This window comes from Nocardia sichangensis, from assembly GCF_047200615.1.
Taxonomy (GTDB): Bacteria; Actinomycetota; Actinomycetes; order Mycobacteriales; family Mycobacteriaceae; genus Nocardia; species Nocardia sichangensis.
The window spans coordinates 96,615-118,502 of record NZ_JBJZOK010000010.1; the positions used below are offsets into that span (position 1 = coordinate 96,615).

A 21,888-nucleotide genomic window follows, 5' to 3' on the forward strand; every position below is an offset into this window, starting at 1 on the left:
AAACCCCGTCGACGATCTATTTCAACCCCGACCGCACGAACGCGTTGACGATGTGCCGTTGCAGCAGTAGGTACATCAGCAGCACCGGCAGGCAGGCGAGGCTGGCCACCGCCATCATCGGACCCCACTGATCGCCCTCGGTGCCCATGAAACTGCGCAGACCGAGCTGCAACACGCTGTTGGACTGGCGCAGCACCACCGCGGGCCAGAAGTACTCGTTCCACGCGTTGATGAAAAGCAGGATTCCCAAGGCCGCCAGCGCGGGGCGCAGATTCGGCACGACCACCGTCCACAGGATCGACCAGGAGGAGCGGCCGTCGATCTTCGCCGCCGCCACCAGCTCCTTCGGGAAGCTCGCCATGTGCTGGCGCAGCAGCAGCACCGCGAGCGCCGAGCACAACGTCGGCAGCACCACGCCGACCAGGGAGTTGATCAGCCCGAGTTTGGTCAGCAGGACGTAGTTGGGCAGCATCGTCACCTGGAACGGCACCAGCCAGGTGCCGACGAACGCCAGGTACAGCACCTTCTGGAACGGGAAGGTGTACATCGCGAACGCGTAGGACGCCAGCAGCGCGATGAGCAGTTGCCCCGCCGCCGAGAGCGCCGCGACGAAGAAGGTATTGCCGATCAGGGCCACCACGTCGACTTTGTCGGCCGCGTCGGCATAGTTGGCGAACGAGATCGGCCAGGGGATCGGCGACAGCGAGGTGACGTCCTCCGGCCGCCGCAGCGACGTCGCGAACAGCCAGTAGATCGGGAACGCGCACAGCACCGCGGTGACGGCCAGCAGCAGATGGCTGCCCGCGGTGCGCAATCGGTCAATCGTCATGGAAGGAACCCTTTTCCGAGACCCACACCAGCACACCCGCGATCACGCCGAATCCGGCGAACAGCAGCACACCGGCGGCGGCGCTGAGTCCGGCGTCGAAGCTGTGGAAGGCGTAGTCCCACAGAAGGTAGTAGATATTGGTGGTCGCTTGCGCCGGACCGCCCTGCGTCATCGAGTCGATGAGCGGGAAAGTCAATGTCGGACTGAGCAATACCGTGGTCAGCACCAGGAACAGCAGTGTGGGCGACAGCAGGGGCAGGGTGATCCACCGTCGGATCTGCCGGGCGCTCGCCCCGTCCACCCGGGCGGCCTCGTCGTAGTCACCGCTGATACCCGCCAGCCCGGCCCAGATCACCAGGACGGCGAAGCCGAGCAACTGCCATCCGGTGATCAGGATGATCACCCCGTGCGCGGTGTCCACGTCGTAGACCCAGTTGCGATTCGAGCGCAGAACCTGATCGACGAAGCCGCTGCCGGGATGCAGCAGCCAGCGCCACACCGCCGCCGCCGCGACCGGCGCGACGAGGAACGGCGCGAAGACGAACGCGTGGTAGACCGTCCGCGCCCGGCCGTGCACCCGTCGGCTGGCCAGCGCGATGAGCAGCGGGAGCAGCACCGTGAACGGCAGCATGCCCACGATCAGCACCCCGGTGCGGCCCACCGAATCCCAGAAGGCCGGGAGATCCAGCAGCCGTTCGTAATTGCCGGTGCCGACCGGCTTCATCGGTGAGGTCGGCAGCAGGTTCCACGAATACGTGGACAGCTCGACCGCCTGGACCAGCGGCCGGTAGATCCACACGACCAGCAACGCCAGCGCGGGCGCCAGATACAGGTACGGCACGGCGAACCGCCCCGCCCGGCGGAACCGGGCGGGGCGATGCGACGGGTTGACCGTTTCGGCCGCTTCCGTGGCAGGCAGCGGCGATTCGACGACGAACATCGAGTTACCCGGCCTCCGCGGCCAGCGCGGCGAGTTGATCGAGCACGTCCTGCTCGGGCCGGTCGTAGAGGGTCTCGGCGGGCGTCGCCTCGATCGCCGTGGCGACCATCGTCGAACCGAGCAGATCGATGCGGCTGTAGCCGAAGCCGATCAGTCCCCGATGACGTCCCGCCGGTGCGATCGTATCGATCCGGTAAGCCAGCGCCGGACCGATCCAGACCGGAATGCCCGCCAGCGCCGCCGCCCCGGTGAGATGGTTGTGCCCGCAGACGATCAACCGCACATCCGAACCGGCCAGCACCTCGGCCAGCAGCTCCGGCCGTTCCAGCCGCAGGTACTCGGTGGCCGCGACGGGCGAGGGGATCGGCGGGTGGTGCAGCACCAGCAGCGTGCCGCGCGCCGCCGGTTCGCGCAGTTGCTCGGCCAGCCAGTCCAGCTGGTGCTCCTCGAGCCGTCCGTCGTGCCGTCGCGGCGTCGTGCTGTCCAGCGCGATCACCCGCAGACCCGCCACGTCGGCCACCTGGTCGTGGGTGGTGTCCGGGTCCAGCGCGGCGGGGTCGGCCCCGAGCAATTCGGTGGCGAAGGCGGTGCGCTCGTCGTGATTGCCCATGACGTACACCGTCTGCGCGCCGAGTTCCTCGGCCACCGGCTCGACCGCGCCGCGCAGCCGCCGGTAGGCCTCGGGCGACCCGGTGTCGGTCAGATCGCCCGAGAGCACCAGCGCGTCGATGCGCTGCCGTGAGGCACGCAACTGCTGCAGCACGTGCGTGAGATTGGCGTAGGTGTCCACCATCCCGTGCACCCGTTCCCCGGCGGGCCGGATGTGGGTGTCGGTCAGCTGGACGATCGTCACCTCGCTCATGACGTCGGCAGGAGTTTGGCGCCCTGATCGCGGGCGGCGGTGAGAGTGGACTGCGGGTCCTTGCCCTGGAACACGATCGCCTCGACGGCGTCCATCATGCCGTCGCGGATCTGCAGGTAGTTGGTGCCGGGCATGGAGATCCACGGTTCCATGTTCGCCAGCTGGGCGACGTTCGGCCCCAGCAGCGGATTCTCCTTCGACCAGGTCTGCAACCCCTGTGGGTCGTCCATGAGGCCGGTGCGCAGCGGCAGGTAGCCGATGCCCTGCGAGATCTTGGTGTAGGCGGATTCGCTGGTGAGGAACTTGATCAGCTCCCACGCGGCGCGCTGCTTGGCCGGGTCGTTGGACAGGATGTGCAGCGAAGCGCCGGAATTCGTCGGCACGGTCGGCTTGCCCGCGAAGCTGGGCATCGGCGCCGAGCGCAGGTCCCACTTGTCCTTCGCGCCGGTCACGAAGGTGCCCTGGATCGCGCTCGTCTCCAGGATCATGCCGATCTCACCGCGGGCGAAGGCCTCGTAGCCCTGTTTCTGGTTGAGCTTCGGCATGCCGCCGGAGTTGACCAGTTGCCGGCTCATCGCGGCGACCTCGACCGCGGGAGCGTCGGCGAAGGTGAGCTTGGTGCGGTCCTCGGAGATCACCCGGCCGCCGTTGGAACGCACCATCGACTGGAAGCACCAGTCCTTGGCGGTCTTGGTCAGGCAGTCGACGTAGATGCCGCCCTTGCCGGTCTTCCCGGTGATCGCCGTCGCGGCCTCGGCGACCTGCTGCCAGGTGGCGGGCGGCTTCGCGGGATCCAGGCCGGCGTCGGCGAACAGCGAAGCGTTGTAATACAGCACGGGCGTGGAGAACACGAACGGCACGCCGTAGGTGTGACCGTCCCAGTCGGCGAGTGTGCGGGCCTTCGGCGCGAAGGGGTGCTGGGCCCCGTCGAAGTTGTGCTGCACTTCCTGCTTGCCGACCAACGTGTCCAGCGGCTTGGCGCCGAGCTGGTGGATGGTGAAGTCCAGGTCGCTGAAGCCGAGCTGGGCGACGTCCGGCGGCGAGCCCGCGACCATCTGATTCTGGATGCTGGAGATGGTGTCCGTGGCCGGGTTCGGGCTGTTGCCCTGCGGCTTCTGCGCGGTCACCGTGATGTTCGGGAACTTCTTGCGGAAATCGGCGATCAAGGAGTTGAAGGTGTCGGTCCAGGCGCCGGCCAGTCCGTAGTTGTAGGACTCGAACACGATCGACACCTGCTGGTCCGGCTTCAGTTCCGGGATCCGCGCGCTGTCGGCGTTCGAGTCGGTGGTGGTGCTCCCGAGTCCGCCGCAAGCGCTGAGCGCGACGGTGGTTGCGAACACCAGGCCCAGAATGGGCGCGGTGCGTTTCACGGTATTTCTCCTCATCGAGTAGGGGTGTTCGGGTTCAGGCGACGGCGACGGGTTCGCCCGCGCTGTCGGCGGCGGCGTCCTGCCGCGTCTCCTGCCAGGTCAGACGCAGCCCGGAGGTGGCATGGAACAGGTGGATGTGCGCCGGGTCGACGCGCAACGCGATGTTGTCGTCGACCGCGACGCCCGCGGGCCGCGGCGCTCGGGCGCACAGGACGCGATCACCGGTGGTGAAGTGGATCAGTTCCTCGCTGCCGAGGTTCTCCACCATCGTCACCCGGCCGCGGATGTCGGCGCCGGTCGGATCCAAGCGCAGCTGTTCGGGGCGGATGCCCGCGACCACTTCCAGGTCGTCATCGAAATCCGCGGCGCCGATCGCCAATTCGGTATCGATCCCATCGGCCACCACGCGCAGCGAGCCGTCGCGCTCGGTGACTACGGCGGGGAACAGGTTCATCGGCGGCGCGCCGAGGAATCCGGCGACGAAAGTGGAACGCGGACGATCGTAGAGTTCGGTCGGTGTGCCGACCTGCTCCACCCGTCCCTCGTTGAGTAGCGCGATCCGATCGGCCATGGTCATCGCCTCGACCTGGTCATGGGTCACGTACAGGAACGTCGCGCCCAGCCGCTGATGCAGCCCGATCAATTCGGCGCGCGTCGCGCTGCGCAGCTTCGCGTCCAGGTTCGACAGCGGCTCGTCCATCAGGAACGCGCCGGGATCGCGCACCATGGCGCGCGCCAGGGCCACGCGTTGCCGCTGCCCGCCCGACAGCGCGGACGGCCTGCGGCGCAGCAACTCGGTCAGCCCGAGCACCCCGGCGACCTCCGACACCCGCTCGGCGATCCTCGCGCGCGGTGTGCGCCGGGCGCGCAGCGGGAATCCGATGTTCTTGGCGACGGTCAGGTGCGGATAGAGCGCGTAACTCTGGAACACCATGGCCAAGTCCCGCTGTTGCGGCGCGTGATGGGTGATGTCCTTGTCGTCCAGCAGGATTCGCCCGTCGGACGGATCCTCCAGACCGGCGATCATGCGCAGCAGCGTGGATTTGCCGCAGCCGCTCGGGCCGAGCAGCACCATGAACTCGCCGTCGGCGATGTCGAGGCTCACCTCGCGCACCGCGTTGGCGGTGCCGAATCGCTTCGACACCGCTTCGATTCGCAGTCGTGCCACCGTCGCCCCTCAGCCCGGCAGCTCGCCCGCGACGATCCAGGTCGCCACCCGGGCCGCGATCGCGGGGGAGTCCTTGATCCACAGGAAGTGGTCGCGATTGGCCACCGGGGCGTTCTCGTCGATGTGCCAGTGGGTCACCCGGGCGTTCGGCATCCGGGAGACCAGGAAGTCGACGTTGGACTTCGGGCCGAGCACGTCGTCGGACAGCGAGATCGCCAGTACCGGCGCGGTCAGGTTCCGCAGCAGGGTGTTGTATCGGCGCTTGCTGCCCTTGGGGCGGTAGTAGCTGGTCAGCGAGTGCATCGACCAGTCACGCATGACGCCGCCCGGCATCGGGGCCGGGATGAGCACACCACCGGGCCAGTGACCCTTCCACCGCGAGACCAGGCCGATCCACTGGATCTGGCTCAGCGCCTCCCACCAGCGGCGCGCGCCGAAGGCCCACCAGAAGACCGTGCCGGTGCCGATGACGGTGACGCCCGCGATCCGCTCCGGCTCCGCTGCGGTGAACAGCAACGCGAGCTGGCCGCCCAGGCTGTGCCCGAACAGGTGGAGCGGCGCCTCGGGGAACCGCGCCCGCACCGCCGCGACGAGGGCGGGCAGGTCGGTCTCGATCATCTCGCGGTAGCCGAAGTCGCGGTGCAGCCCGAGTCCGGGCTCGGCCTCGCCGTGCGCCCGCAGGTCGGTCAACGCCACCGAAAGCCCTTGCGAATGCAGCTCTTTCGCGAGAAACAGATAGTTCTTCGCCTTCATCGCCATGGCGGGCAGGATCAGCACGACCGGTGCACCCGGCTTCTTCGACTCCAGGAAGCGGACGGTGAAGGTGACCCCGTCTCCGGTCGGCACCGTGGCCGATTCCAGGGTGGTGAACTCCGAACGGTTCTGCGGCGCCGCGGTGGTCATCGCTCGTCCTCCGCGAGGGTGATGTCGCAGACGTAGTCGAAGGTGAACTTCGCGACGACGACGTCGCCGTCATCGAGCAGGGCTGCCTTGCCGGACAGCTCGAAGCGCTGCGCGGCCGTCGCCGCGAGCACGTCGGCGAGTTCGCGCTGGTCGACGGTCGCGATGGCGCGGATGCGGCCGACGGCGGGTTTGCGGTAGGACGCGCTAGCGCCGCGCAGCACCAGCCGCTCGACGGTGCGCAGGCGGGTGGCCGCCGCGCCGACGAACGCGGCCGCTCCGCCGATGTCGGCGGCGGTGAACAGCGCCCCGGCGTGCACGGTGCCCATGTGGTTGCGGACCGAGCCGACGGCGGGAATCTCGACGACGGCGCGTTCCGGGCCGATCTCGGTGATCAGCGTGCCGACGTGGCGGCCGAACGGAACCATCTCCTGCGACACCGCCCGCAGGTACTCGTAATCGACGGCGTCGCAGTCGAGTTCGGGATAGGCCGCCGCGAAACCGGCGATTTCACGCGTGGTCATGACGTCTCCTTCAGCGTTTGGTGCGCAGGGCGCGGCGAGCGATGGACCAGCGCAGGACCTCCGAGGGTCCTTCGTAGATGCGGAAAGCCCTGGCCTCGACCAGGAATCGAGCGACGAGGTGGTCTTCGCAGACACCGAGCCCGCCGTGCAAACTGGACCGCCCGGTCGAGCACCCGCCAGACCGCCTCGGAGACGAACGTCTTGGCGATCGACGCCTCGTGCCGCGCCTGCGAGGAGGTCGGCCCCTGCGCGTCGATGGTCTCGGCGGCGGTGCGGATCACGCCGCGCGCGGCGGCGATGTCGATCTCGTTGTCCGCGACGAGGCCTTGGGCCATGCCGTGCTCGGCGATCGGGACGCCGAACGACGTGCGCGTGCCGATGTGCTCGATGGTCAGCTGGTGCGCCCGCACCGCGAGCCCGAGCCAGTTCATACAGAACACCAGCCGCGAGGGCGCGAGCCGGACCTGCGCGAGCGCCAGCCCCTGGCCGACCTGGCCCAGCACGGCGGAATCGGGCACCTCGCAGTCGTCGAAGGTCACCTCGCAGTGGCCGCCGGGCGCGCTGGTGTGGTCGAGCGTCGGCATCCGGCGACCCACCCGCAATCCGGGGTTGTCCTGGTCGACCAGGAACATGGTCGGGCCGTCACCCGTGCGCGCCACGCAGATGGTGAACGCCGCCCCCTGCGCGCCCGTGGTGAAATGCTTGGCGCCGTTGATGACCCAGCCGGACTCGGTCTCCTCGGCGACGGTCCGCAGCATCCCGGGGTCGGATCCGGCGCCGGGGGCGGGTTCGGTCATCGCGATCGCGGAACGGACGTCGCCCGCGGCCAGCGGCGCGAGGTAGCGCTGCTGCTGCTCCTCGTTCGCGACGTGCGCGAGCAGGTGGATGTTGCCGTCGTCGGGCGCCCACGCGTTCACCGCGATCGGGCCGAGCAGGCTCGCCCCCGCGGCTTCGAGCACCTGCGCCTGGGCTCGGGTGTCCAGGCCGAGGCCGCCGTATCGCGGATCCGACAGCGGTCCGAAGACGCCGGCCTCCTTGGCCTTCTTCTGCAACTCGAGCCGCAGCGCGTCGTCCATCACCCGCCCGTCCACGACAACCTCGCGTTCCACCGGAACGACCTGGTCCCGAATGAACTGGGTGGTCTTGTCCACCAATTGCGCCACAGTGGTCATGGCGTCAGTCTCGGCGCGCCGCGTGTGCGGGCGAGGGGGCGATAGTCAACGTCGATTGCGCGAATCGACTGCCCATTCGTCCGGTGCGTGGGCGGCACATCTCGGCGACGGTGATCGCGGAGACGTTGCCGGGCTAGGGGACGGATATGACTGACACAGCGGTGCGAGTATGGCGCCGCCGCGACGAGGCCGCGGGCGTGTTCGCGCTCGACCTGGCCCCGGTCGACGGCGGCGAACTGCCGTCGTGGACACCGGGCGCCCACATCGATGTCGCGGTCGGCGCGGCGGGCGTGCGGCAGTACTCACTGTGCGGCGACCCGGCCGACCGGGCGCGCTGGCGCATCGCGGTGCTGCACGAACCGGACGGGCGCGGCGGCTCGGCCTATCTGCACCGCGCCGCGCAACCCGGCTCGGTGCTGCGAGTGTCCGCGCCGCGCAACAACTTCGAACTCGTGAGCGGCGACAGCTATGTCTTCCTCGCCGGAGGCATCGGGATCACGCCGATCCTGCCCATGGTCGCCGCCGCGGAAGCCTCGGGTGCTCGCTGGTCGCTGTACTACGGCGGCCGCACCCGACGACACATGGCGTTCGCCGACGCCATCGCCGAGCGTTATCCGCTGGCGAACTTGCTGCCGCAGGACGAGCACGGCCTGCTGCCGCTGCGCGAGATCTTCGCCGATCTCTCCGACACCCCGGTGTACTGCTGCGGACCCGAGCCGCTGCTGGCGGCGGCGGAGGCCGAAGGCGCGCGCGCCGGGGTGCCGGTGCACGTGGAGCGCTTCGTGCCGCGGCAGTTGGAGTTCGCCCCGAACGAGCCTTTCGAGGTGCGCCTGGCGGCCAGCGGCAAGACCTTCCGGATCGGGACGAACCAATCCATCGCCGACGTCTTGGAATCCGCCGGAATCGGCATCGTCACCTCGTGCCGCGAAGGCACCTGCGGCAGCTGCGAGACCGCGGTGTTGTCCGGCGACATCGAGCATCGGGACGAGCTGCTCACCGACGAGGAACGGGCGCGCGGCGACACCATGATGCTGTGCGTCTCGCGAGCCAAATCGGGCCCGCTCGTCCTCGACCTCTGACCTGCCCGCCGCGTCCGCGGTCGGCATGCGGCGCGCTCGTCGCGACCGCTTCCTGTGAGAAACCGAGAGGAAAGAACCAAGGATGAGGAAAATCGTTGCGGTGGCCGCTGGTCTGGTCGCCGCAGTCGGGATCGCCGCCGGCTCGGCCGGTGCGCAGCCCGGCAGCGAGGACGCCGTCGACTTCACCGCCTACGCCACCGACACCCAGTCCATCGTCACGACCGATGCCGGTTCCATGGTCGTCGAGGACGGGCTGTTCAAGATCAAGGCCGCCAACGGCGCCGTGCTCACCGGCATGCCGCTGAAGTTCCGGGTCGATGACTTCGAGTTCCCGATCGTGGCCGACATCGCCGATCGCACCGCGACGCTGACCCCGCAGTTCGACATGGCGCACGCGGCCTACAAGCCGGTCGCCCTGCCGTTCGAGGACAAGGCTCCGTGGAAGAACGAATACGACCGTGAGCAGGCCGCCTGGTCCCGCATGACCAGCACCATCACCATGGGCGCCACCCTCGGCACCCTGATCGGCGGCATCGGCGGCGGCGCCGTGGGCTGCGTGCTCGGCGGCATCGCCGGCGCGACCGTCGCCTCCGCGGCGATCGTCGGCCTGTTCGGCGCGTTCATCCCGGCCGCGGCCATCGGCTGCCTCGGCGGCATCATCGCGATCGGCGCCCTGGGCACCATCGCGGGCCAGATCCTGGTCACCGCCCCGGTGGCGATCGGCGCCGCCATCCAGTACTTCTCCACTATCAACCAGCCTCCCGTCCAGGCGAAGTAGGTAGCGGCGAAGAACCCGACGTCTCGTTCGTTGGGGGACACCCGACCCCGTCCGGCTGCACCGCCGGGCGGGGTCTTTCCGTTCGGTGGGGGTCCGATCAGGGTGCGTCCCGAATCCGCCGCGGCGCACCGGCGCGGAGACGCCACCGGGGGTTCACCTCGGTGTGGCGCACGGACTCGGAAGCGCCGACCCGGTGGCCAGATCGCAGACGCCACTGGTGAATATCTGCAAGGGCGCGGTGACCAAGAGCACGAGAATCCCGATGACGTCGCCACGCTGGAGGAAGTACACGGCCGATTGGGCCGCCGCCGCCCCGGAATCGACCGCCGACGAGCCGGTTCCGGCCGCGACAGCGGTCGCCGGGGCGGAGCTGATCGGTTCGGCCGTCGCACCGGCCGCGGTGACGACGAGGGTCGCCGCCGCGACCGAGGCGGCGGCGAGGCGAAGGGGGGTACGCATCATTGCGCTCCTATGTTGAAGAATATTGGTTCACATAGTAGCTAGAGTGTGCACTGTTGTACGCGAGATCGCGGAGCAAGTTACGCTGCCTGCGGGCGATATCTTGCTGTGGACTCGCCGATTTGGCTTCGGGATAGGTACTTCCACCTGCGTATTTCATGCGCGGAAGTCCATATGGTGACAGGGGGAAGCCCTCCGGCCGCATCGCATCCGTTGAGTGGCGGTGGGCTCATGATATATGAATGCTGCATCACTTATTTGGCGGTTCCGCGTGCTCGTCGGGCTCGTCAGAGTGAGCGCGAACAAGCGGAACCCGCGCCGAGCTCCTGAGCGGCTGGGGCGGGGCACGAGTGTCCCCATGAAGTTCGTCGAGCTCGGCGAGGAGTTTCAGTTGAGACGGCCGGGTCGTTCGTCGAGGATGGCGTGATGTCGGGTGTGAAGTTCGTGCGGCGGGTGGACGGGTTGACCTATGAGTTCGCCCGCGAGGGGGAGATGCATGGATTCCCGTCGTACAAGCGTGTCGACCTCGACATCTGGTGCCGGCGACTGCCCGGCTTCGGATGGGTGGTGTGCTCGGAGTCGGGTGAGGTGTCCAGCCGCCCGTTCGACGACGCGGGGCGAGGCGACCTGCCGCCCGAGGGCGTGTGGGTGAGCCGGAAGGGCGACCGTTCGTATGTGTACGACCTGATTCGCGACGACGGCGACGCCACACCGACGCTCCCGACGCACGACTGGCATATCGAGGCCCGTGAGTACGCTCGCCACGAATCCCGCCGCGGACGCCGGTTCGCGTATCCGGACGTCGATCCCGAGCGCACCGCCTTGGCCGTGATCGACATGGTGCCGCTCCACGTCTCCGGCAATGCCTACTGCCGCGCGATCGTGCCCAACATCAACCGCCTGGCCGACGCGTTGCGGACAGCGGGCGGAACCGTCGCGTGGGTGGTGCCCGCGACTGGGGAACCGGCCGAGCGAGCGATCGAGTTCTTCGGCCCGAAGATCGCCGAAACCTACAGCGACGCGGGGACTTCCGGACCGCTACCCACTCGACTGTGGCCCGATCTGGCCACCCATGACGATGACCTGTTCGTCGACAAATCCGCGTTCAGCGCCTTCTTCCCTGGTCGTTGCGTCCTGCCGCAACTACTCGAACAGCGACACATAGATACCGTCCTGATCACGGGAACCGTCACCAACGTGTGCTGCGAGTCCTCGGCGCGCGACGCCGCCACCCTCGACTTCCGAGTGATCATGGTCGCCGACGCCAACGCCGCCCGCCGCGACCGCGACCACAACGCCGCACTCCACACCATCTACAGATCATTCGGCGACGTTCGTCCGGCCTCGGATGTGCTCACCATGCTCGACATCGCGACCCAGATCTGATGGATTGCCATGGCCCGCCGACATACGCTCGACATTGTCGCGGCGCCGAGGTTTTCGCTGGTGGAGGTCCGGGCCATCGATCTGCCCGGACGTCGCTATAGCTGGACCACTTCGTCCGCAGCCCCCGACCGTGTCCTCGCATTCACACCTGGACCGTCGGCCGCTTCGGAAGAAGGAAGACGACAACGCCCGCTACGACAGCGATGACGAACGTCCCGAAGGACGCGACCGCGAAGGCGTGGCCTGCGGCGGCGACCCTGCCGACTTCGGCCGGGTGGAACGAGCTGAAGTAGACCGCTCCGATGACGGCGACGCCCAGCGCTCCGCCACACTGCTGGGCCGTGGACAAGGCCCCTGACGCGACACCGGCCGACTCGGGCCGGACACGGCTCAGCACCGTGTTGAGCGCCTGCGTAATAACCAGTCCGCCACCGACACTCTGCAGAATCAGGGTGGGGATCACGAGCAGCGGAGTGATCCTGGGGCCGGACACCAGCAAGAGACCGGTCGCCAGGTAACCGGTCGCCAGTATGATCGCCCCGACCTCGAGGACACGTCGTCCATACTTCGGAACCATCCGGCTCGCCACCATGCTGAACACGAAAAACGTTATGGCGGCGGGCGTGTAGACCAGACCCGCGCCGAGCGCCGACATGTCGAGGCCTTGCTGCATCGTTACCGACAAGGCCAGATAATACGAGTAGATCAGCGCATACAGGGCGAGCACGAGAACGATCCCGAGCGAGAACGAGCGCTGTCCGAACAATGTCAGCGGTACCAGCGGATCCCCGCCGCGCCGTTCCAGGCGCCGCTCGATCGCGACGAACAGGCCGAACGCGATCGCGCTGCCAGTGAAACAAGCCCAGACCCACCCCGGCCAACCCGCCTCCTGCCCCTGGATGAGCGGCAGCACCAAGAGGAACAGTGCCGTGCTGAGCACCAGGACGCCGGACATGTCCAGCTTGCGGTCGGCGGCCGAGCCTGTCTCCGGCACGAATCGCACGGCGAGCAGGAGCATGACGATTCCGATCGGCGCGTTCACCCAGAACACCAGGCGCCAGCCGGAGTCGAACAGGTTGGCGCCGATCAGCAGTCCGCCGATGACCTGTCCGCCGATGGTGGCCATCCCCATGACGATGCCGAGCACGCCGTAGACGCTGTGCCGCTTCGCCGCGGGCACCAGCACCGTGACGTACGCGAACACCTGGGGAACCATGAGGGCGGCTCCCAGACCCTGGACGACACGCGCGGCGATCAGGCTGCCCGCGTTCGGTGACAGCGCGCAAGCGACCGACGACAGCGTGAACAGGACCACCCCGAGAAGGAAGATCCGCTTGCGGCCGTACATGTCGGCCAGGCGCGTAGCGGTGATGATGAAGACCGCGTAACTCAGCTGATAGCCCGCCAGCACCCACTGGACATCGCCGTCGGACGCGTGCAGGTCCGCCACGATCGAGGGGTCGGCGACCACGACGATGAACGAGTCGAGAACCGCCATGAACAGGGCGGTCAGAAGAATCGATACCGTCATCCACGGAATCGCGTCCGCTTCCGCGACTGCTACCGGCCGGCTGGCTGCTTGTTGACTACTTGCCACGATGAGAGACCTCTTCATTTGTCGGTGCCAAAGGATTCGGCCAGCTTCTTGACCATCTCGGCCGCCATGACGGCCTGACCCGAGGTCGAGAAGTGGATTCCGTCCGCGCTGAGCAGGTTGTCGCGGTCGTTGATCGGGTGGTCCCACATGTCCACCACGAGGGCGCCGTATTCCGCAGCCAGCCCCCGCACGATCTCGTTGACCGTGGCGATCCGCTCCGGCCAGTCCGGGAAGACCGGGACGACATACGCCCTGCCGAGCGTGAAAGTGGTCAGCAGGGCCCCGGTTCCCTTCGCCAGGTCGTACATCTGCCGCAGCGTTCGCTCTATCTCGCCGAAATTTGGCCTGCGCCGCACGATGTCGTTGGCCCCGCAGGGCAGGTGGAGCAGGTCCGGGGAGAACTCGAGCATGCGGGCCGCCTGCTTCTCGAGCGTCTTGGCGGTTGTCGCCCCGTTCTCGGAGACGTTGAGGTAATCCAGATCCGGCCGGACGGACCGCAAGACACCCGCAACTCGGTCCGACCAGCCCTGATCTCGGTAGCCCAGGGTGGGATCGCCGGTTCCCGCCGAAAGACTGTCGCCGACAACGGCATACCTGCCCCACGGGGCTCCGGCCAGCAAGGCCACGGCGTCCGCCTGGTCCAGGCAGAACGGGTCGGTCTCCTCGGTGAGGACGTTGTGCTCCATGCGGGAGAATATACGGTCGACCGTATGTTTTTATCAAGCCGTCTCCGTGCCGGCGCGCGGTCACGGTTGCAGATACAAGCGCTCGTTCGGCAGGCGCGGATAGGTAGAGGTATCGCGCAGATCGACGGTCACATCGTCGGCATAGCGGTGGGTCTGGTGCTCGTGCACGAAAACCAAAGCCGCCGAGAGACATACGGTGAAGTCGAACCGCATCCCCGCAGCGAGATCATCAGGTGGACGTCCGGCTCGTGCGGTCGCGGCTACCGGTTCGTAGCCCGGGTCGGGTGGGCCGAATCGTCGGCCGCGGTGACGAAAAGCTTCGGCGGCCAGAACCATGCAGGCGACGAGCCGGTTTCGGCACACCGATGTGGAGACCCGCTTATGCGGAGTCCCCTGGATGCCCCGACGCTTGCGCTCCTCCCCGAGAGGAGCGCAGCGTACGAGAGGCGGTCAGTTCCGTTCAGATACCGCCGACGTGCTGGCCGTTCCCTGACCCTGCGGATGCTGATGGACGAGATCGCCGGGTCGAGCAATGATGCAGTCTGAACCTACGCACAGGGAGCGCTCCGCGTGCTCTCGATGTGTCGCTTTCCGTTCGTAGGGTGCCATTGATGAAGCGGCACTTTCGGGAGAATCCGAAAGGGTCGTGGCCTCCGCACGTATTCGCTCTATCGTCCGTGGCCCGCGGTGAGGAGGTGGCCGGGTCCATCATTCGTAGGTGGGGCGATGGGCTGGCGTCACCGCCGTCGTCGAGGTGTCGACGTGCTCGCGCCGTATTGGCCCACCAGCGCGATGCCGACTCCGATCATGAAGACCACGAAACCGTTTGTGGCATCGTTCATGTGCCCCGGTGTGTGCTGAGCAATCGCGATCCCGGCGATGGCCCAGCCGATCACTCCGACAGTTGTGCCGATCCAGATCAGGACTCTGCTCCACAGAGGTGCCCCCGACAGATCCCCTGGGGCCGGGGAATCGTAGGTGGTGTTATGGATGTCGTCTCCAGCGGTCATGCCGTCCCCGCCGGTGACGATCCGGCTGCCGTGGGTCGCGGTGTTGATGATGGTCCGGCCGTTCATCCTGTCCAGTTGGTCTCGGAGTTCGGCGAGTTCGCGGGCGAATTCCGCGTCGGCGGATGCCGCGCGATCGATCTCGTCGGCGAGTTGGCGGCGTGCTGCCATGCTCGTCGGGTTTCGGTCGAGGTCGTCGAGTGCGCGTCGTCCGAGCCTGCGTGTGACCATGCCGGTCAGCGCGGTCAGTCCTTGATCCAGTGATCGGTCCACGGCCCGTCCGCCCGCCGCCCCCAGCGCCGCGGCCACATATGCGGCAACGACCATTCCGTCGATCATGTCAGTCTCCTCCACAGCCGCCCCGGCAGCATAACCATCTCATCGAACGAGCCACCGGCGTTGTTTCACACATTCCGACTGAAAATTCATCTCACTGATTTCTGGTACGACCCCCGAGGTAGCGGTCTGCATGCCAGGAGTTGGGCATGATCGCGCGGGTGGATATCGAAAACCCATAAACCGCAGCATGTTTTGATCCGACGGGCGGAAGAGGCCTTGATCCAGCTGTTTTCCAGTAAACCGCCGCACATCCGACAAGCTCTGAATTCTCCTGCGGATCTCACTAGTCGGGGTGACGACCTGGCTGTACCACCGCAAGGCGACCGAGCGGCGAACTGCTTCCGACCTACCGGCGGCGTCGAGGTGTCGACGTTCTCGCGCCGAGCTCGGCGAAGGTCATGAGGACACCGCCGATGAGGAAGAACGGCAGCAAGTTGAACTGCCCCGACACCGACGCGCCTCGAGACATGCCGATCAGGCCACCGACGAAGCCGATACCGACGAACACCAAGCCGATCCACAACAGTGCCTTCGTCCAGACCGGAGCTCGGGACAGATCCTCGTCCGACGCGATGTCGTATGTGGTGTTGTGAATGCTGCCACCAGCCGTGATGCCTTTGCTGCCGGTGACGATCCGGCTGCCGTGGGTCGCGGTGTTGATCACGGTTCCGCCGTTCAGCCTGCCGAGCGTGGCTTGCAGGGCGGCGAGTTCGCGGGCGAATTCCGTGTCGGCGGCTGCCGCGCGTTCGATCTCGGCGGCGAGTTGGCGGCGTGCTGCCATGCTGTGCGGGTTCTGGTCGAGGTCATCTAGTGCGCGTCGTCCGAGCCCGCGTGTGACCACACCGGTGAGCGCGGTCAATCCTTGATCCACCGATCGGTCCACGGGCCGTCCGCCCGTTGCCCCCAGTGCCACAGCCAGGTGAGTGGCAACGGCCATTCCGTCGATCATGTCAGCTTCCTCCGCGGCCGCCCCGGCAACATAATCGTCTCATCGAACGAACCACCTGTGGTGTTTCAAAATTCCGCGCCCAAAGTCGTTCGTAAGCAAAGCTAATGCGCTTGGGTGCCTTGCCAAAGCGTGGAGAATGCAACAGCGGCGAAGCTGGAGGCGGGTAGTACCGGGATCGCGTCTCTCAGTCGAGACAGAACTCGTTGCCCTCGATGTCTTGCATCACGATGCACGACTCGTTGTGGTCATCGGCGGAAAGTAGCCGCACGCGTATCGCGCCGAGGGCGATAAGTCGTGCGCACTCGGCTTCGAGTGTGGCGAGGCGCTGTTCACCCACGAGGCCGGTGCCGACCCGCACATCGAGATGCACTCGATTCTTGACGACCTTCCCTTCGGGAACGCGCTGGAAGTACAGCCGAGGGCCCACTCCCGAGGGATCGACGCAGGCGAACGACGAACCCTGAAGCTGAGGCGGCCGCGAGCGATCGAAATCCTCCCACGTAGCGAACCCCTCTGGTGGCGGCGGTACAACGTAGCCCAACACCTCGCACCAGAAGCGAGCGACGCGCTCGGGTTCTGCGCAGTCGAAGGTGACCTGGACCTGCTTGACCGATGCCATCGGTCCACCATAAGGGCGTATCCCTTGTCCACGCCTTCCATCAGCTGCCTCGCGGCGGTCGAGTGCAGGGCACGTTTCGTGAACGGACGCGGATCGACGTCGTCGGCCGTGAGCAACGCGGCGATGTATTGCGCGCACGCCGAATCTTCCTCGGCGCTTCCGTTGTCTCCGGTGATCACGAAGACGACGTGCTCGGGTGCCAGCTTCCGCAGGTGTCTCGCGGTCGCCTGCGCGACAACGAAACTCGCGCACAGAACCACGTCGGCGTCGGCGACGCCCAGCGCGCCCGCGGTACCCGCGGTGGTCTTCATCACCAGGGTGCGGCCTCGCAGATCCTGTGTGCTGAGCTGTCGGGGCGAGTTCGACAGATCGAACCCCGGCGCCGGTGCGCCGTCACGCACAGCGAGCCAATCCGGGTGGCGCGCCTTCAGTTGCAATGCCGCGTCGTCGGTGTCGGCGAAGACGATCCGGTCGGCGGAACCCGCAAGGGCGTACGCCGCTGTGGTGAACGCGCGCATCACATCGATGACGACAGCGACTCGGGGCACGGCACTCAACTGCGTCACGCCGGTGAAAGTGAAACGCACGCACACATCGTGCATGAGAAGGATCGGTCACCGACGTGAGCGCGCGTTGGCCAGGAACGACGTAACGCGTCATCGGCTGCCGGTAAACCGGTGGCGACGGGGTGGGCGAGCCTCGTAGCTTGTCCGTTCGTGACCGACGATCGGAAGACGGACCCGAATCGACACGACCTCGGCCGAGTGTTCAACGAGGTGCCGCAGCTCTATGACCGAGTCCGGCCGGGATACCCTGACGAGCTGTTCGCGGATTTCTGCGACATCACCGGCGTGACCGAAAGGTCGGCGGTGCTGGAGGTGGGCTGCGGTACCGGTCAGGCGACGCGCTCGCTGGCAGCGCTCGGCTGCTCGGTGACCGCGATCGAGCCGGGCCAGGACATGGCCGCATTCGCTCGGCGGCGGATCGCTGGTTTGCACAACATCGAAGTCGAGACGTCGACGTTCGAGGAGTGGGACGACCGTGGCCGACGCTTCGACGCCCTCGTGGCCGCGTCGTCGTGGCATTGGGTGGACCCGTCGATCGGCTGGCGGCGAGCCCACGACGTGCTCTGTCCCGGAGGCTGGATGGCGCTGCTCGGCAACGTCGTCGTCCGCAGGCCGGGCGAGCCGGAGGTCTACGCCGAGACCGCCGATCTGCACGAGCGGTTCTACCCCGGCAACCCCGGCTGGGGTCATCCGCCACTGGAGGATGACGTGCGCGCCACCGGCGAGGGTTGGGGCCTGGTGGAGGATCCGGGAGCATTGTTCGGCCCGACGATCGTGCGTTGGTACCCAACCGTTCAGTGGTTCGACGGGGACGGCTTCGCCGATCTCCTTCGCTCGACGTCGCTGTATCGCAGGCTTACCCGCGACGTCCGTGAGCCCCTGCTCGATGCCGTCGCCGAGCGCATCCGTACACGGATGGGCGACCGGGCGTCACGCCGTTATCTGAGTGTCCTGCGTGTCGGACAGCGCCTCGAGTGAGGTCGGGGACCGGTCGGGGGCGGTCCGGCCGGGGATGGCGCAGGCCGAGGCCGACCGATTGGATCGCTTGGACGTCAGTGCGATTCGGCGACGTCGAGCAGTATGCGCAGCAGGTCTTCGGGAGCGTCGCGCATCAGGTTGTGTCCGCCGTCGAGCGCGTGAGTCGTCCACCCGGCGTCGTCCCGCAATCGCTGGTAGGTGGCGGTGAACGGTGAGGGTGTTTCCCATCCGGCCGCGTAGACGTAATCCCTGCGCCGGATGTGGCCGAGATCCCCGGTGAGCGTGAGTGGTTGGAGAACCGACGCGAGCGGGTGCGCTGTGGCTCGCGGATCGAAGAAGGGCAGCGGGCGGACCGCGTCGCCGGTGTCGACCACGTCGAGGTACCACCGCCGCTCTTCCTCGGAAACCAGTGTGAAGCAGGAGTCCCCGTGCCCGGGAACCACGGCGTCGAGGTACACCAGCGCGCTCACCCGGGTCGCCGCGCGATCGGCGGCGCCGGTGATCACCATGCCGCCGTAGCTGTGTCCCACCAGGACGGCGTCGGTGATGTGCTCGGCCGCCAGCGCGGCGGTGACGTCCTGGATGTGAGTGTCCAGATTCACGCCGTGGCGCAGATGAACGCGCTCACCGACCCCGGTGAGGGTCAGCGGAAACACGCGATGGCCGCGCGTGCGCAGCTGCTCGGTGAGCTGCTCGAAGCACCAGCCGCCGTGGCACATGCCGGGGATCAGGACGAAATTCGTCATTGTCGTTCTCCTTCTGGTCGGGGGAGTGGGGGGGTGGGATGGCGGCGCTCGCCGACGCGGCGACGCATGCGATCGCTGTGAACGCGAGTGCGGCGTTGGTGGACGTGTGATCCGCGAGAGTCCCGGCGATCCACGGCCCTGCGGTTTGCCCGACGGCGAACACCGTCGTGAGGGCCGCCAGCGTCGCGGTCCAATCGACCGGCGCGGTGTTGTTCTTGACCGAGGCCGTGACCGCCGCGGGGACGCTCATGAAGGTCGCCCCGTAGACGACGGTGGAGGCGAGCAGGACCGGCGGTGCGGGAGTGACCAGCGCCAGTGCCGCGCCCGCGCCCAAGACGGCGAGCAGGACGCACAGCGCTCTGCTTCCGGGCCAGCGGCTGATGGGGCGGCTCCACAGAACAGGTGCCGCGATGACGGCGAGTCCCATCGCGGTCCAGGCCGACATCACCTCGAGCGTCGAGGCGTGCCGATCGGCCAGGTAGGCGGACAGGAAAGTGATGTAGGTGATGTATCCACCCGCGAACAGCAGATACGCGAGCGCTGTCGGCCACAGTGGCCGCAAGTGCGCGTGTCCGGCCACTTTCGGAGCCGGTGAGTCGACGCGGGTGGCGGTCCAACTCGCCAGGGCCGCAAGGCCTGCGGCGATACCCAGGCCGACCCACGCCATCCGCCAGTGATCCCCCGCCAGCGGTACGGTTGTGCCGCTGAGCACTATGCCGACCCCGGTGCCCGCGAAGTAGACGGCGATGGGCGTGCCGGATGACGCGTGCGTGGCGATATGCGAGGCGATGACGCCGCCGGTGATGAAGACGACCGCACCCGCCGCCCCGGCCACGGCTCTGGTCGCGAGCAGGAAGAGATGGTCGTTGCCGACGGCGGTGGACGTCAACGCCGTTGCGGTCAGCGTCATCCCGGTGCGGAACGCGGCTGCCGTGCCAAGGCGGCGAACCACTGCGGGTGTCGCCACGGCGCCGACGAGATAGCCCAGTCCGTTTGCGGTGCTGAGCATTCCGGCATCGGCCAGGTTCCAGCCGAGGTCGCTTCGCATGGCGGGTAACAGCAAGCCGTATGCGAACCGTCCGAAACCCAATGCCGACGCGGTGCCGAGGGCGAGGCGCGCGGCTTGCCATATCGGGGTCATGAACGCGGGCCTTTCCAAGGTCGAACCGATCGGTACGACCTTGGATGCTAGCAGGTGATCGAACCAGCCGTTACCATCTATGTATGCCCGTGGCCAAAGGCTCGACGATAGACCCGGCGCGCACCCGCGCCGCCATCCTCGAAGCGGCGGAACCGCTGCTGTACGAGCGCGGCCTCGACGGAATCGGTGTAGCCGAACTGTGCGCGCGGCTCGGGGTGTCCAAGGAGACCTTGTATCGCCACTTCGGCACCAAAGACGGGCTCGTGCGAGCGATGCTGGAGTCGCGCAGTGAAAAGGTGGGTGGGTGGCTGGCGAGTGCGGTGGAGTCGGCCGGCGACGACCCCGCCGAGCAGTTGGCCGCGGTCTTCGACGCGCTCGGCGAGTGGTACGCACAACCGGCCTTTCGCGGCTGCGCCATGGTGAACGCGTCGGCCCAGCACTACGACGACGAGGTGCGGACCATCACCGCGCGGCACCTGCAGCGCTATCTCGACCTCTTCACCGGCATCGCCGCCCGCGCCGGAGCAGAGGATCCCGCCGTGCTGGGCCGTCAGCTGCTCATGCTGGTGGAGGGCGCGACCGTCGTCGCGGCGATGCATGATCCGGCCGGTGTCGGCGGGCATGCTCGCGCGGCCGCGGTGGCCCTGCTCACCGCGGCTACCTGACCGAGCCCTGTTCTCGGCCTATAGCCGAAGACCGCAAGGCATTCCCGCAGTCGAGCGACATCCCGGCGGCCAACCGCGACATCGAAGCCGTATCTGCCCGTTTCCTCCCTTCTCGCGCCGGGTCCGGTCAGTCCGGGACGACGACGGCGCGGGTGCGCCCTTGATGCGCCCAGGCCTCGGCGACGCGGCTGAGTGGGTAGTCGGTGTACGGCGCGTCGAAGGTGCCGTCGGCGAACCTGGCGAGGACCTCGGGCAGCTCGGCGATCATCGCGGCCTTCGAAACCGAGCCCGCGCCGCTGCCGCTGATCCGGATCCGCCTGCTGCGCAACAGAGCCGCGGGCAACGCCGCCTCGGCTCCGGCGAGCGAGCCGATCTGCACGTAGTCGATCGCCGTGCCGTCGTCGTCCATGCCGCCCTTCGCCAGTGCGGCGAAGGTGGCCTCGGCGACGGGACCCCACACGAAGTCGAGCACCAGCGTGGGCTGCGCCTCGGCGACAACGGCGGCGAAGGCGGCCGCCCCGGCGTCGGGTGTGGCGGCCGCGAGCGGAACGGTGACGGCGCCGAGGCCGCGCAGTCGTTCCAGCGCCTCGTGATCGCGCCCGGCCGCGATGACCTGTTTCGCGCCGAGAGACATCGCCGCTCGCACGGCCAGGCTGCCGGACATGCCGGTGGCCCCGAGTACCAGCACGGTGCCGAGTTCGCCTGTCTTCTTGCGGTGGGTGGTCAGGGGCATCCAGCCCGACAAGGCGGGGTTCACGCCGGCGGCGGTCGCGAGCGGATCGGCCCCGGCGGGCAGCTCCACCTCGAACGGGGTGACCAGCCATTCGGCCATCGTTCCCCACGGCGACCGGGCGAGGCCCGTGTAGACCAGCCGCCCGTCGTCGGTCCTGGCCACGGCGTCGACGCCCGGCACGAGGGGGTAGGCATGGTCGCTGCCGTAATGCCGGCCGGATGCCAGCCCGCGGACGACGTGGTGCAGGCCCGCGCCGACGAGTCTCAGCGGCGCCCGGCCCGGCCGCTGTTCCGGGTCGGGGAAGTCCGCGCAGACCGGTGTCGCTCCTGCGGTGTCGACGACTGCAGCACGCATGACAAGCTCCTTAACTAAGTTAGATCAACCGCATTGCCCAC

At 67.7% G+C, this 21,888-nt stretch carries 22 protein-coding genes and 2 pseudogenes; 5 read left to right on the forward strand and 19 right to left on the reverse strand.

What is annotated here, in order from left to right; genetic code table 11:
• Positions 1-16: 16 nt before the first annotated feature.
• From ACL03I_RS16170 to ACL03I_RS16205, 8 genes and pseudogenes are all read right to left on the reverse strand, one after another.
• Positions 17-829, reverse strand: a complete 813-nt coding sequence (locus tag ACL03I_RS16170; RefSeq protein ID WP_355076440.1) for a carbohydrate ABC transporter permease — start codon at positions 827-829, stop codon at positions 17-19.
• Positions 819-1,769 carry a carbohydrate ABC transporter permease gene (locus ACL03I_RS16175; RefSeq protein ID WP_412806340.1) on the reverse strand — a complete coding sequence of 317 codons (951 nt, stop codon included), beginning with the start codon at positions 1,767-1,769 and terminating at the stop codon, positions 819-821. Before ACL03I_RS16175 ends, ACL03I_RS16170 begins: the two co-directional genes overlap by 11 nt.
• Before the next feature lie 4 nt (positions 1,770-1,773).
• A complete protein-coding gene (locus ACL03I_RS16180) occupies positions 1,774-2,631 on the reverse strand; it encodes a metallophosphoesterase (protein ID WP_355076437.1) in 858 nt (285 codons plus the stop codon).
• Positions 2,628-4,001: an ABC transporter substrate-binding protein gene (locus tag ACL03I_RS16185; protein WP_412806341.1), complete on the reverse strand. Its 1,374-nt coding sequence runs from the start codon at positions 3,999-4,001 to the stop codon at positions 2,628-2,630. The genes ACL03I_RS16180 and ACL03I_RS16185 overlap by 4 nt, the downstream gene beginning before the upstream one ends.
• 34 nt (positions 4,002-4,035) lie before the next feature.
• Positions 4,036-5,169, reverse strand: coding sequence for an ABC transporter ATP-binding protein (locus ACL03I_RS16190; RefSeq protein ID WP_412806342.1), 1,134 nt, complete (start codon positions 5,167-5,169; stop codon positions 4,036-4,038).
• A gap of 9 nt (positions 5,170-5,178) precedes the next feature.
• Positions 5,179-6,072, reverse strand: coding sequence for an alpha/beta hydrolase family protein (locus ACL03I_RS16195; RefSeq protein WP_412806343.1), 894 nt, complete (start codon positions 6,070-6,072; stop codon positions 5,179-5,181).
• Positions 6,069-6,593 carry a YiiD C-terminal domain-containing protein gene (locus tag ACL03I_RS16200; RefSeq protein WP_412806344.1) on the reverse strand — a complete coding sequence of 175 codons (525 nt, stop codon included), beginning with the start codon at positions 6,591-6,593 and terminating at the stop codon, positions 6,069-6,071. Before ACL03I_RS16200 ends, ACL03I_RS16195 begins: the two co-directional genes overlap by 4 nt.
• A 10-nt stretch (positions 6,594-6,603) precedes the next feature.
• Positions 6,604-7,765 (reverse strand): annotated as a pseudogene (locus tag ACL03I_RS16205) (acyl-CoA dehydrogenase family protein).
• A gap of 146 nt (positions 7,766-7,911) precedes the next feature.
• Here ACL03I_RS16205 and ACL03I_RS16210 point away from each other — a divergent pair.
• Both ACL03I_RS16210 and ACL03I_RS16215 read left to right on the forward strand, forming a co-directional pair.
• Positions 7,912-8,844, forward strand: coding sequence for a PDR/VanB family oxidoreductase (locus tag ACL03I_RS16210; RefSeq protein WP_412806345.1), 933 nt, complete (start codon positions 7,912-7,914; stop codon positions 8,842-8,844).
• Positions 8,845-8,926: 82 nt separating this feature from the next.
• Complete coding sequence (locus ACL03I_RS16215) at positions 8,927-9,622, forward strand: hypothetical protein (RefSeq protein WP_364433571.1); 696 nt, start codon at positions 8,927-8,929, stop codon at positions 9,620-9,622.
• Positions 9,623-9,775: 153 nt separating this feature from the next.
• Here the strand turns inward: ACL03I_RS16215 and ACL03I_RS16220 are convergent, their stop codons facing one another.
• Complete coding sequence (locus ACL03I_RS16220; RefSeq protein WP_397279874.1) at positions 9,776-10,081, reverse strand: hypothetical protein; 306 nt, start codon at positions 10,079-10,081, stop codon at positions 9,776-9,778.
• Positions 10,082-10,507: 426 nt separating this feature from the next.
• On the opposite strand from ACL03I_RS16220, the gene ACL03I_RS16225 reads away from it, so the two are divergent.
• Positions 10,508-11,467 carry an isochorismatase family protein gene (locus tag ACL03I_RS16225; RefSeq protein WP_412806346.1) on the forward strand — a complete coding sequence of 320 codons (960 nt, stop codon included), beginning with the start codon at positions 10,508-10,510 and terminating at the stop codon, positions 11,465-11,467.
• A 142-nt stretch (positions 11,468-11,609) separates the two neighbouring features.
• Here the strand turns inward: ACL03I_RS16225 and ACL03I_RS16230 are convergent, their stop codons facing one another.
• The 7 genes and pseudogenes from ACL03I_RS16230 to ACL03I_RS16260 form a co-directional block, all read right to left on the reverse strand.
• Positions 11,610-12,998, reverse strand: coding sequence for an MFS transporter (locus ACL03I_RS16230; RefSeq protein ID WP_412806347.1), 1,389 nt, complete (start codon positions 12,996-12,998; stop codon positions 11,610-11,612).
• 80 nt (positions 12,999-13,078) lie between these two features.
• Entirely contained in the window at positions 13,079-13,750 is a 672-nt protein-coding gene (locus ACL03I_RS16235; protein ID WP_412806348.1) for an SGNH/GDSL hydrolase family protein, read from the reverse strand.
• Positions 13,751-13,810: 60 nt separating this feature from the next.
• Positions 13,811-13,963, reverse strand: coding sequence for a hypothetical protein (locus ACL03I_RS16240; protein ID WP_412806349.1), 153 nt, complete (start codon positions 13,961-13,963; stop codon positions 13,811-13,813).
• A gap of 524 nt (positions 13,964-14,487) precedes the next feature.
• Complete coding sequence (locus ACL03I_RS16245) at positions 14,488-15,096, reverse strand: hypothetical protein (RefSeq protein ID WP_412806350.1); 609 nt, start codon at positions 15,094-15,096, stop codon at positions 14,488-14,490.
• Positions 15,097-15,442: 346 nt separating this feature from the next.
• On the reverse strand, positions 15,443-16,045 hold the full coding sequence (locus tag ACL03I_RS16250) for a hypothetical protein (RefSeq protein WP_355076408.1): 603 nt from the start codon (positions 16,043-16,045) through the stop codon (positions 15,443-15,445).
• 184 nt (positions 16,046-16,229) lie between these two features.
• A complete protein-coding gene (locus ACL03I_RS16255; protein WP_355076703.1) occupies positions 16,230-16,664 on the reverse strand; it encodes a VOC family protein in 435 nt (144 codons plus the stop codon).
• A 161-nt stretch (positions 16,665-16,825) separates the two neighbouring features.
• Positions 16,826-17,266 (reverse strand): annotated as a pseudogene (locus ACL03I_RS16260) (2-phosphosulfolactate phosphatase); the annotation flags it as partial.
• A gap of 114 nt (positions 17,267-17,380) precedes the next feature.
• Between ACL03I_RS16260 and ACL03I_RS16265 the strand changes: the two are divergent.
• A complete protein-coding gene (locus ACL03I_RS16265) occupies positions 17,381-18,208 on the forward strand; it encodes a class I SAM-dependent methyltransferase (RefSeq protein ID WP_412806351.1) in 828 nt (275 codons plus the stop codon).
• Between the two features lie 74 nt (positions 18,209-18,282).
• Here ACL03I_RS16265 and ACL03I_RS16270 read toward each other — a convergent pair whose 3' ends face one another.
• Together ACL03I_RS16270 and ACL03I_RS16275 are read right to left on the reverse strand one after the other, a co-directional pair.
• Positions 18,283-18,927 (reverse strand): alpha/beta fold hydrolase, encoded by a 645-nt coding sequence (locus tag ACL03I_RS16270; protein ID WP_355076702.1) that lies wholly within the window; start codon positions 18,925-18,927, stop codon positions 18,283-18,285.
• Positions 18,833-20,095 carry a YbfB/YjiJ family MFS transporter gene (locus tag ACL03I_RS16275; protein WP_412806352.1) on the reverse strand — a complete coding sequence of 421 codons (1,263 nt, stop codon included), beginning with the start codon at positions 20,093-20,095 and terminating at the stop codon, positions 18,833-18,835. Before ACL03I_RS16275 ends, ACL03I_RS16270 begins: the two co-directional genes overlap by 95 nt.
• Positions 20,096-20,178: 83 nt before the next feature.
• On the opposite strand from ACL03I_RS16275, the gene ACL03I_RS16280 reads away from it, so the two are divergent.
• Entirely contained in the window at positions 20,179-20,760 is a 582-nt protein-coding gene (locus ACL03I_RS16280; RefSeq protein ID WP_355076402.1) for a TetR/AcrR family transcriptional regulator, read from the forward strand.
• 127 nt (positions 20,761-20,887) lie between these two features.
• On the opposite strand, the gene ACL03I_RS16285 is transcribed toward ACL03I_RS16280, so the two are convergent.
• The gene (locus ACL03I_RS16285; protein WP_412806353.1) at positions 20,888-21,847 is read right to left on the reverse strand and encodes a zinc-binding alcohol dehydrogenase family protein; all 960 of its coding nucleotides are present in this window, start codon (positions 21,845-21,847) and stop codon (positions 20,888-20,890) included.
• Positions 21,848-21,888: the final 41 nt, after the last annotated feature.

Coding starts and splice junctions, on each gene's coding strand:
- ACL03I_RS16250 (WP_355076408.1), bottom strand. CDS start 16,045: ATGATCGACGGAATGGCCGTTGCCACTCACCTGGCTGTGGCACTGGGG.
- ACL03I_RS16235 (WP_412806348.1), bottom strand. CDS start 13,750: ATGGAGCACAACGTCCTCACCGAGGAGACCGACCCGTTCTGCCTGGAC.
- ACL03I_RS16210 (WP_412806345.1), top strand. CDS start 7,912: ATGACTGACACAGCGGTGCGAGTATGGCGCCGCCGCGACGAGGCCGCG.
- ACL03I_RS16200 (WP_412806344.1), bottom strand. CDS start 6,593: ATGACCACGCGTGAAATCGCCGGTTTCGCGGCGGCCTATCCCGAACTC.
- ACL03I_RS16225 (WP_412806346.1), top strand. CDS start 10,508: ATGTCGGGTGTGAAGTTCGTGCGGCGGGTGGACGGGTTGACCTATGAG.
- ACL03I_RS16170 (WP_355076440.1), bottom strand. CDS start 829: ATGACGATTGACCGATTGCGCACCGCGGGCAGCCATCTGCTGCTGGCC.
- ACL03I_RS16285 (WP_412806353.1), bottom strand. CDS start 21,847: ATGCGTGCTGCAGTCGTCGACACCGCAGGAGCGACACCGGTCTGCGCG.
- ACL03I_RS16180 (WP_355076437.1), bottom strand. CDS start 2,631: ATGAGCGAGGTGACGATCGTCCAGCTGACCGACACCCACATCCGGCCC.
- ACL03I_RS16230 (WP_412806347.1), bottom strand. CDS start 12,998: ATGACGGTATCGATTCTTCTGACCGCCCTGTTCATGGCGGTTCTCGAC.
- ACL03I_RS16215 (WP_364433571.1), top strand. CDS start 8,927: ATGAGGAAAATCGTTGCGGTGGCCGCTGGTCTGGTCGCCGCAGTCGGG.
- ACL03I_RS16220 (WP_397279874.1), bottom strand. CDS start 10,081: ATGCGTACCCCCCTTCGCCTCGCCGCCGCCTCGGTCGCGGCGGCGACC.
- ACL03I_RS16245 (WP_412806350.1), bottom strand. CDS start 15,096: ATGATCGACGGAATGGTCGTTGCCGCATATGTGGCCGCGGCGCTGGGG.
- ACL03I_RS16255 (WP_355076703.1), bottom strand. CDS start 16,664: ATGGCATCGGTCAAGCAGGTCCAGGTCACCTTCGACTGCGCAGAACCC.
- ACL03I_RS16280 (WP_355076402.1), top strand. CDS start 20,179: ATGCCCGTGGCCAAAGGCTCGACGATAGACCCGGCGCGCACCCGCGCC.
- ACL03I_RS16270 (WP_355076702.1), bottom strand. CDS start 18,927: ATGTGCCACGGCGGCTGGTGCTTCGAGCAGCTCACCGAGCAGCTGCGC.
- ACL03I_RS16240 (WP_412806349.1), bottom strand. CDS start 13,963: ATGCGGTTCGACTTCACCGTATGTCTCTCGGCGGCTTTGGTTTTCGTG.
- ACL03I_RS16175 (WP_412806340.1), bottom strand. CDS start 1,769: ATGTTCGTCGTCGAATCGCCGCTGCCTGCCACGGAAGCGGCCGAAACG.
- ACL03I_RS16195 (WP_412806343.1), bottom strand. CDS start 6,072: ATGACCACCGCGGCGCCGCAGAACCGTTCGGAGTTCACCACCCTGGAA.
- ACL03I_RS16275 (WP_412806352.1), bottom strand. CDS start 20,095: ATGACCCCGATATGGCAAGCCGCGCGCCTCGCCCTCGGCACCGCGTCG.